The sequence below is a fragment of the Microcystis sp. LE19-10.1B genome (assembly GCF_027530565.1).
Classification (GTDB): domain Bacteria; phylum Cyanobacteriota; class Cyanobacteriia; order Cyanobacteriales; family Microcystaceae; genus Microcystis; species Microcystis aeruginosa.
Genome location: NZ_JAPZQM010000074.1, coordinates 1 through 8,805 on the forward strand (window position 1 = coordinate 1; position 8,805 = coordinate 8,805).

Annotated in this window: 9 protein-coding genes and 1 pseudogene; 6 read left to right on the forward strand and 4 right to left on the reverse strand. The window is 45.1% G+C overall.

The annotated features are described in order from the left end of the window. The first annotated feature begins 18 nt into the window (after positions 1 to 18). From O9332_RS02670 to O9332_RS02690, 5 genes and pseudogenes are all read left to right on the forward strand, one after another. Positions 19 to 213 (forward strand): annotated as a pseudogene (locus O9332_RS02670) (hypothetical protein). A 326-nt stretch (positions 214 to 539) separates the two neighbouring features. After that, positions 540 to 1,628: an isocitrate/isopropylmalate family dehydrogenase gene (locus tag O9332_RS02675; RefSeq protein ID WP_045358359.1), complete on the forward strand. Its 1,089-nt coding sequence runs from the start codon at positions 540 to 542 to the stop codon at positions 1,626 to 1,628. 160 nt (positions 1,629 to 1,788) lie between these two features. Next, positions 1,789 to 2,412, forward strand: a complete 624-nt coding sequence (locus O9332_RS02680) for a COP23 domain-containing protein (protein WP_287767464.1) — start codon at positions 1,789 to 1,791, stop codon at positions 2,410 to 2,412. A gap of 105 nt (positions 2,413 to 2,517) precedes the next feature. After that, the gene (locus tag O9332_RS02685) at positions 2,518 to 3,423 is read left to right on the forward strand and encodes a S1 family peptidase (protein ID WP_288023523.1); all 906 of its coding nucleotides are present in this window, start codon (positions 2,518 to 2,520) and stop codon (positions 3,421 to 3,423) included. Between the two features lie 28 nt (positions 3,424 to 3,451). Beyond that, complete coding sequence (locus O9332_RS02690; RefSeq protein WP_288023525.1) at positions 3,452 to 4,657, forward strand: tetratricopeptide repeat-containing S1 family peptidase; 1,206 nt, start codon at positions 3,452 to 3,454, stop codon at positions 4,655 to 4,657. Positions 4,658 to 4,678: 21 nt separating this feature from the next. Here O9332_RS02690 and O9332_RS02695 read toward each other — a convergent pair whose 3' ends face one another. The 3 genes from O9332_RS02695 to O9332_RS02705 form a co-directional block, all read right to left on the reverse strand. Continuing rightward, entirely contained in the window at positions 4,679 to 5,278 is a 600-nt protein-coding gene (locus tag O9332_RS02695; RefSeq protein WP_288023526.1) for a hypothetical protein, read from the reverse strand. 47 nt (positions 5,279 to 5,325) lie between these two features. Further along, the gene (locus O9332_RS02700) at positions 5,326 to 6,540 is read right to left on the reverse strand and encodes a hypothetical protein (RefSeq protein WP_353853397.1); all 1,215 of its coding nucleotides are present in this window, start codon (positions 6,538 to 6,540) and stop codon (positions 5,326 to 5,328) included. 504 nt (positions 6,541 to 7,044) lie between these two features. Then, positions 7,045 to 7,548, reverse strand: a complete 504-nt coding sequence (locus tag O9332_RS02705; protein ID WP_002758944.1) for a hypothetical protein — start codon at positions 7,546 to 7,548, stop codon at positions 7,045 to 7,047. Between the two features lie 389 nt (positions 7,549 to 7,937). Between O9332_RS02705 and O9332_RS02710 the strand changes: the two genes are divergently transcribed. Continuing rightward, complete coding sequence (locus O9332_RS02710; protein ID WP_002758945.1) at positions 7,938 to 8,252, forward strand: hypothetical protein; 315 nt, start codon at positions 7,938 to 7,940, stop codon at positions 8,250 to 8,252. Positions 8,253 to 8,621: 369 nt separating this feature from the next. Here the strand turns inward: O9332_RS02710 and O9332_RS02715 are convergent. Then, the coding region (locus tag O9332_RS02715) for a hypothetical protein (RefSeq protein WP_288023529.1) at positions 8,622 to 8,805 on the reverse strand (184 nt) is incomplete at its 5' end.

Here is an 8,805-nt window from a genome sequence, read left to right on the forward strand (position 1 = left end):
GGCTCTTCGGTTTGTGTTATGCAATGGACGGGGGTTATAAGGGATGGAACCCTTACATAGAAAGGCATTTAGCGATTTTTGTCAATTGTTTTTGCTCTAGAGCAAACTAATCAATTAAGTCTCTTACCAGATAAGGATTTAGTCGATTTATGCCCCCCTATCGAACCATACCAAGTAACGAAGAACCTTATATATTTTCTTCTAAGTAGGTAGGTGTTAAAAACTTTCAGATACCCCCCTTATTAAGGGTAGATCCCCCCGCCTATCGGCACCCCCCTTATCAAAGGGGGGATTAAGGGGGGATCCCCCCTTATCAAGGGGGGCAGGGGGGATCGAACCCCCCTTATCAAGGGGGGCAAAAGGCAAAAGGGAGAATAAATAATCGGTTTTTAATAACCAGATTTGGTATTATATATCTTTTTCTGCAAGATTGATAAAATTACAGAATTAATTAAGGTAAAAAGTATCTTTTTTAGCCGATTAAACGGTCAATTAAGCATTAAGATATACTTGAAAATTTTTATTAAAACTCAAAAATTATGACTGAAAATATCCCCACTATTGTGGTCATGCACGGCGACCAAACTGGAGAAGAACTATTACTAGAAGCCCTGAGAGTATTACAACCCTCGATAATTCGTCAACCGCTTAACTTTGCCGATTTTGATCTTAGTTTAGCCCAGCGTCGCCAGAGTAACAATCAAGTGGTTCATGAGGCTGCCGAAGCGACTCTCAAAACCGGATTAGCTCTCAAAGCTGCCACCATCACCCCAGAAATTAAAGGAGATGTGGGCAGTCCTAACGCTATTTTAAGAGAAGCAATGAATTCTCAGGTAATTCTCCGCATCGGTCGCCGTATCCCCGGTATTCGTCCGATTGGGGGCGTTTATTCTCCCATTGCCATTGTCCGCATGGCCGTTGACGATGCCTACGGGGCCAAAGAATGGCGAGAAACCACTGCCACCGGCGATGAAATTGCCTATCGCACCTCGCGCATTTCTAGGGCTACCAGTCGCGCTGTGGCCGAGTTTACCTTTCAACACGCCAAAAAAACCGGGGCGCGGGTATTTGGCGGCCCAAAATTCACCGTTAGTGCCACCTACGAAGGGATGTTTAAAGAGGAATTAGACGCGGCGGCCCGAAGACATCCGGAAGTGCGTTATCAACCCCTGTTAATTGACGCAACTTTTGCCCTACTTTTACAAACCGACGGCGAAGCTTTGGTGATTCCGGCACTTAATCGCGATGGCGATTTATTATCCGATTTTGTCTTGCAACTCTATGGCAGTATTGCCGGGGCCGAAAGTTTAGTTTTGGGATTTGATGAAGAGACCTTAGCGGTTAAAACTATTATGGCAGAAGCTCCCCACGGCACGGCCCCCGCTTTAGAGGGCAAAAATATCGCTAATCCCATGGCGATGATTTTAGCCTCGGCAGCTTTGTTAGGTTATATCGAAACTAACGAAGCGCGTAAAGCTTCCAGGGCAATTTATGAAAGTGTCTTTGAAACTATTCACGAGGGCAAAAAAACCCCCGATTTAGGGGGCCAAATGACCATGAGTGAGTTTACCGATGAGGTGATTCGTCGCGTGGTCAGTAAGTTAGAAGTTTGGTCGGCCTTGGGGTAAACGAACTCATCTGATTGCTCTCTTAAAGGAGTTTGAAGAAAGGGTAATCCCAAAAAATAAGAATTGTTGCAAAGGCCTTGCTTTTGTTTGTTTTGCGGAAAAATAAAAGCTACCTTTGAAGTGTACAATGGAGTCCCTTTACAGGATTAGGATAAGAACAATGAAACTACAAACTTTGACAAAAACTCTGACTATTGCTCTGATTGGTGTAGGAGCTGCCTTGACCTTACAATCACCGAGCCAAGCTCAAACCAGATTCGAGTGTCTTGTACCACTGACAGGCCCCTATGTAGGAGTTCCCACAACCGCTGCCCAAGTCGGACCTAATGAATATAAGCCCGTGATTCATTGGTTTTCTCGTTATTTCAGTGGTGCCGGTTATACTCCCATGCAACGTTGTCAAGAAGTGACCGGAAGATTCAATACCCTTTCCACTCGACCAGGCGGAATTGATATTATTACCACTGGCTATCTCAATGGTCTGCCGGTTATCTATTCCCCTAGTGATGGACGAGAACGGGCAAATAGCAGTAACCTATTATTCACCCTCAAGAGAGGCGAAAACGCAACCCAGAAAATCGCACAGCTATTTGACATCCGGGCGGGAGCCAGCAGCAGTCCTTTGTTTGAAAGCTCATCGGATTCTGCCACTGTCTATTTCAAAAAATTCCTAGAAAGCGTTCCCGTGGAAACAAATCCTGCCACCGGTTCGTCCTCTTCTCCGGCGCCTGGGACTTCTCCCGAACAACCCCCCCAAAAACCATCAGGCGGTTCTGTTTGGTAAACTTTTCTAGTTCTATAGATAAGGTAGGTTGGGTTGACGCAAGGAAACCCAACGCCCGCTGTTTGGTAAACTTTTCTAGTTTCTTAGAAGGAGCATAGTAATCAAGTGAGTCGGCCTATAAAAAGAATTTTGGCTGGTGCGGGCAGTTTATTATTGGGACTGTCCACACCTTTGCTTGCTGTCCAAAGCTATGCTCCTGCTCTGGAACCTAACCAGGCCAATGCCTATAGCTCTCAACAACTTTCGGAACAACAGCTGCGTCAGTTAGCCAGAGCAATTACCGTTAAAGTGTTATCAGAGCAAGGCTGGGGTTCGGGCATTTTAGTTGAAAAGCAGGGTTCTTCCTACAAAGTCCTCACGAATGACCATGTTTTAGGGCGGTATCGCTCTCGGGTTTGGCAAATACAAACCCCTGACGGCAAGATACATCGGGGTGAGTTGGTCAGAACAGTTCGCTTGAATAATTATGATTTAGGCTTAGTTTCTTTTCGCAGTAGCCAAGTTTATTCTATTGCTGATTTGGCTAATGTCGATGATCTCACTATCGGAGATGAAGTTTTCGCCGCCGGCTATCCCTTTGATTTTACCTTCACCGTTGGTAAAGTGTCGCTTTTGAGTGATAAATCCTTTTCGGGGGGCTACCAAATCGGCTACACCAATAAGATTAAAAATGGCATGAGTGGCGGACCGCTGCTGAATCGGCAAGGTAAAGTTATTGGCATTAACGGGATTCATGCTTATCCTCTCTGGGGTAAATCCTACGTTTTTGCTGATGGAACGGTGACTTCACCGGCACTGTGGGAACAAATGAGTCGATTAAGTTGGGCGATTCCTATTGGGACTTTTTTACAATCGGGGTCATCTTCTCCATCTGCTTCCAGTCGGCAACGGCCCGCAGTTTCACCCCCACCGCTTCCCACCCATAAAGAACCCACTTTCTGGGAAGATTTTCCTTCTCCATCCTCGTCAACCCCAAGAGAAAAGAATCCCGCTCCCACACCACTCTGGTAAATTCCACTCAACTGTATTTTTAAACCAGATGAGCAACAATTTCTTGAAAATTTCCGCCGCCCTAGTTAGTATAGCGGTGTTTGTGGTTTCTCCTCAGATTGCTAAGGCATCAACAACTGAGCAGATAGAAAAAATTGCTGAAAAGATTACCGTTTTAATCCCCTCAGAAGAAGAGGGGGCGAATGGGAAAATTACTTCTAATGGCTCTGGATCAATTATTGCCAAAGAAGGAAGAGTTTATACTGTTCTTACTGCCAGTCATGTGATCTGTAAAGATGCTAGAGATGCCTGCAAGTTCTATTACGATCAACTAAAAATTATTACCTGGGATGGTAAGAAATATCCGCTCGATTACAATAGCATCAAAAAATTACCCGGAGTAGATCTAGCCCTCGTGCAGTTTCAGAGCGACCAAAATTATCAGTTAGCGACCTTGGCTAACTATCAAGTAGCTGACGAACAATTTATTTTTGCTTCTGGATGGCCCGACCCGAAATTTATCGGCAAGCGGAAACGATTGTTCAATGTGGGGAAAGTGCTGCCCAAATACATTACACCCTTGCTGAAAATATTTCCCCCAGAGTTGGGGTATGAGATAGTTTATACCAGTGTCACTTATGGGGGCATGAGTGGCGGTCCAGTGTTGGATCTCAATGGACGAGTCATCGCGGTTCACGGACAAAATGAAGCCGAAAAAATCGAAAAGGTTCCCGTGCCAATTGGCTTTAGTCTCGCTATTCCCATCACTACTTTTTTGAAATTAGCACCCCAGTCTGGCATTCAAGGGCAGATAAATGTCGAAAATTCGCCCCCCAATGCCTTATCTTTGCAAGAAATTGGTGATGAATTATACAAGGCTTTTGAAGTTCCCAATAATAACGATACTAATCCCCTCAACTGGCTTAATCAAGGCAATAAAATGTGGCGGTTAGGACAATTAGCCCTCGCCTATGCCGCCTATGAAAAAGCCTTGCAACTCGATGCTCAACTCTATCAAGCTTGGTACGGGAAAGGTCTGGTCTTGACCTACTGGAAACGCCCCCAAGAGGCGCTGGCCGCCTACGAACAAGCTCTCAAAATTAATCCTAACTCCGATACCGCCAAAAAACTGCGCGACAAGCTCCAAGAATCTTTAGGGGGAAGAAATACACCTCCTGTAACTCCCTCACAGCCAACCACCTCGCCCACCGTGGAGCCTTCACCACAGCCCTCTAATCCAAGGAGACTATGGTGAAGTGAGCAGGGAAAATGCGGGTTAGCTAATAGTCGGTTGGACCAATTTAGCTAAGGATGCTTGAATTGCTCGTAGTTCTGCGGGGGGATTGCGGAGAAACTCTTCGTTACTGGCTAAAATCATCGCATTATAGGCCAGCACCGCCGCCAGCAATTTAGCTGGCACTACCTTGTCATCCCTGGTCAGTTTCTCTAAGCTGGCCAATAAGTCTTGAATAACATTTAATGGCGGTGCGCCGGGGGCTGAGTAAAGAGCGGCGGTGACAGCATTGATATTATTACCCGCCTGTGCATCCGTTGTTAAGATGCTCAGTAGCGATTGCTGAACGGCTGCGGGAATCGGGGTACCCGTGGGGGAGGTTAAATTATTATCAGCTAACAGAGTATTCAGAGAAGCAGCCGCCTGATTAACAGCGATTTGAGCCGGTTCTCCCCCCTGAAATCCCGTTACCGTCCTGGTGCCGGGGAAAGTTTGACCGGCAAAATCACCGGTGGAAAGAATTGCCCCAGTGGCATCGGATTGGTTGCCGGTTTGCGCCATAACGGGAGAGACTAGGGCATTGGTCAGCAAAACCGCCGCCACTAAGGAAACTTGCCAATTAGTCAACCATTTCATCAACATAGTCTTTATCCTCATTCAAAAAGCTAAATTAACAATCTAAAAACCGACTAACGGGGGAAAAAGTAATTGTAGCCGATACTCATGACGAAGCGAGCGCCGTCCCCAGCATTGCCCGTTAAATCAGCACCGGCAAGGTTAACCGTCAAGGGGACTTTCGGGAAAGGAATCAGGGAGATACCTGCGTTTAAATCTTGACCCGACCATTCGACAATGGCCGAGACCGGTTCAACAATTCTTAAACCAGCACTAGCAAAGACACCGAGGGAATTTACCCCATCTTCGATGGCTCCTTCCGAGCGAAAACGACCACCACCAACACCCAAAGAGAGCGTCAATTGACTAAAGGGTTCTTTCGTTGTTTCTGTGAACTGAAAAAATTTGCTCACCACCCCGTAGATACTGCTACCGGCATCTGTCCCACCCCAGTTAATAGCATTTTCAAATCCTAGGGCGACAGCAAAACCTTCTGGCAGAGAACGGTGAATTTTAAAGCTAAAACTACCCCGTCCAGCGTTATCACCAAAAAGGCTCAAAATCGCCATAGTTACATCCAAACCGACAATTTTCTGGGGTTCTCCTAAACCGACCCCTAGGGCTAACCCACCATCTGCTTGATTGGTAAAACGGGTTCTCGACTGGAAAGCGAAACCACCGAAAATCTGCCCAAGACTTGCTCCAAAACCGATGGGAGTAGAGATACTGGCACCAGGGGCAACCACAACTTCCGCCAGTTTCGCAGAAAGGGTTTGCGGTTCCTCAATCAGAAACTCTTGACGTAAACGCTGCAATTCGGGAGAAACATTGGTATCAACGGGGGTAGATGCCTGTGCTTGCCATTTTTCGACTTCTGGCGAGTTATTAACTCCTACTGGTAAAAGCTGACTCGCTTGCGTTGTCCCTAGATTCGCCTTCCATTCTTCTAGGGTTGAAATTGTCCTGGTCTTTTCTGTTGCTAAAGTATCGAGGGAAGATTTCCCTAGTTTATTTTCTAAGGATGAGGGCAGATTACTATCGGCTAATCCCTCTGTTGTCGAGAAGGAATTGGTTGTCAGAACTCTTTCTGTCCTCTCTAATTCTACGGGGGAATTAATGATAATTTTTTCCTGGGATACCCGAATAGAAGCAGCGTCAATGTCTAAGGGGGAAGGAAGGGCCTTCACCCCATCGCAAAGTATGGCCGTCCCCAAACAGGAGGCAATGAAAATTCCCCCAGAAAATATCTGTCTCATTTGGCTGTTTCTTTTGGCTTTTTTTAACAACACTTCCAGCTTTCCTCACAGACGAAGTTAATTTGCAAAAATTGTAACTGATTTATGCTTAGATAGCAAGTCATCAAAGTTGTCCGTTAAGTACCTAGGCAAAATTAATTACACATATCTAACCCCCCCTTTGCCTCTTGCCTCTTGCCTTTCTTCACTAAGAAATTTATTTTGCACGACTACTTATCAATCATGGAATCCCCCGGCTCTCCTCGACTTTGTATGATAGGGCGTTGGGTTTCATGCTTCCACCGTTCGGCTGAGCTCACGGCCGAAGCCCAATCTACGTTCATCTTATATTTAATTCCACCCACCCACTTAGCAAGTTATTAAACCTGTTCGTTATCAATCATGGAATCCCCTAGTGCGCCTAAATGAAGTGTAAAAAATTTACCACCTCTATTCTTGGCTTCGATGGTTGTGCTGCGTCTCTGTTCACGAATCAAATAGGCGGATTATATTGCTAGAACTAAAAAAAGCGGGTTGAACCCCGCTTGTAATCAAAAACTAAGCCAACTTAAAGGCATCTCGCCAACACCAGCGCAACAGGGTAAAAGCTATCAAACCTTTAACCACTTCTAGACACCAGTAACCAATCTGCAAAGACATCATTTCTCCCGACATTCCCGACGCGGCAACGGGAGCCAGTAAACCCATAGCACTCAGATTGGGAGTGAGAAAATAGGTGTAAATTAGGGTGATTACTAAGAGAACACCAGCGAATAGAAGCGATCGATGTTCGGGGAGATGGATTAAGGTATGATAGCGGTGGAAGACAACAAAGCTACACAGCACAATCGCCGCACAAACTAATTCCAGATGGTTAAAAATGCCAAATAGCAAGTAACCAGCACTGGCAAAGCCATTTTGTGTCATCATGCCAGCTACGGATAAGCTGGGGAGAATGATTAAATCGATGACGAAACTGGCACTTAACCAGAAACCGAGAACAACCATCGCTAAGGTTGTCCAATTAAACCAAGACCAATAACGCTCAACAAAAGTTTTCATTAGGCTTGCTCCTCCTTGCCTTTATAATTTAATTGTAAAGAGCGTTCGCCAAAATTATGGCCAGTTTTTTGGTAATTCTTAGCAATTCTTATCAATTCTGAGGAGAGCAACCAAACAATACCGCTCTTAAGTAGGTGGGTGGAATTAAATATAAGATGAACGTAGGTTGGGTTGAAGCATGAAACCCAACGCCCCGATGGGTTACGCTACCGCTAACCCATCCTACAAATAATTGTGCCTCCCTACTTATCTCTAGATTTGGCTACCCGCTCGGGGCGGAATTGTAAAGATTTATCAACAAGTGTTTATAAAAACCTTTAAATATTGACCAAGCTAACGATTCTAGACTTACCCTAAAACAATAACTGACTATCTACGGGTTTACTGTTATGGATAAGGATTTTCGTAACTATCGCATGGTTTGCACCCTCACCTTCGGAGATATTTACGGACAAATAATCGTCTGGTTAATCGTTATTTTTCTTACTCTGGCTTCCACTCTAGCTCTTTGGAGTAGCACTAGACAAATTTTCGCCCTCGCTACCGTGGGGTTAGTCGTCGTCCTCTCTTTGCCTTTTTTACTCTTTGCTTTCGTTACTACCCTCCTTAATCATATTGAATTCGTTCCCATCGAAACGGAAACCAACATTCGTCGTGGTCCTGTACCCGGAGTTAGCGGCAGCCGTGTACCCGCAGCTGGCTAAATCCGACCAAATCCCCAATAAATAGGGCTTGCTGAAAAAGTTTTTCCTGGGGGCAGGGTGTGGGGTGTGGGGTGTGGGGTGTGGGGTTTTATCGATTTTCAGGTGGTCAACTACCTAATTTTCAGGGAAAAAGTCCCGGAATTTTCCCCCCAATCACTCCAATGGTCGGCACTTTTTGAGGGAAAAAAAGTCTAAAAACCTTATCCAACAAGGTTTTTAGATTTATTCAGCAAACCCTAAATAATCTAGAGACGTTATCAGCAACGTCTCTAGTAGTTTTTGCCCTTGTTTACGTCGGGGTTTCTCGTTCTAGATTTTTGTAAATTTTTGTAAATTTAACTTGTTTTAAAACACTTTGTCTGGTAGCGATTATCCAAAGAAAAATAGATGAAAGAGGCAAATCGTCAAGAGAATCAGCAATTCCAAATTCAAACGGTAGTGTAGGATACAGAATTGATTTCGCTTCTGTCCCTCAAAATAGAGTGAACGAGTTGCCCATTGGGTTTTGCAGGAATGGAAGTCCAAGATTTGAGTTTTATAGGGATGCTGAGCT

What these genes read in the sequence shown, in the direction of transcription:
- O9332_RS02690 (WP_288023525.1), top strand. Translation starts at nt 3,452, where the DNA reads ATGAGCAACAATTTCTTGAAAATTTCCGCCGCCCTAGTTAGTATAGCG.
- O9332_RS02675 (WP_045358359.1), top strand. Translation starts at nt 540, where the DNA reads ATGACTGAAAATATCCCCACTATTGTGGTCATGCACGGCGACCAAACT.
- O9332_RS02705 (WP_002758944.1), bottom strand. Translation starts at nt 7,548, where the DNA reads ATGAAAACTTTTGTTGAGCGTTATTGGTCTTGGTTTAATTGGACAACC.
- O9332_RS02710 (WP_002758945.1), top strand. Translation starts at nt 7,938, where the DNA reads ATGGATAAGGATTTTCGTAACTATCGCATGGTTTGCACCCTCACCTTC.
- O9332_RS02695 (WP_288023526.1), bottom strand. Translation starts at nt 5,278, where the DNA reads ATGTTGATGAAATGGTTGACTAATTGGCAAGTTTCCTTAGTGGCGGCG.
- O9332_RS02680 (WP_287767464.1), top strand. Translation starts at nt 1,789, where the DNA reads ATGAAACTACAAACTTTGACAAAAACTCTGACTATTGCTCTGATTGGT.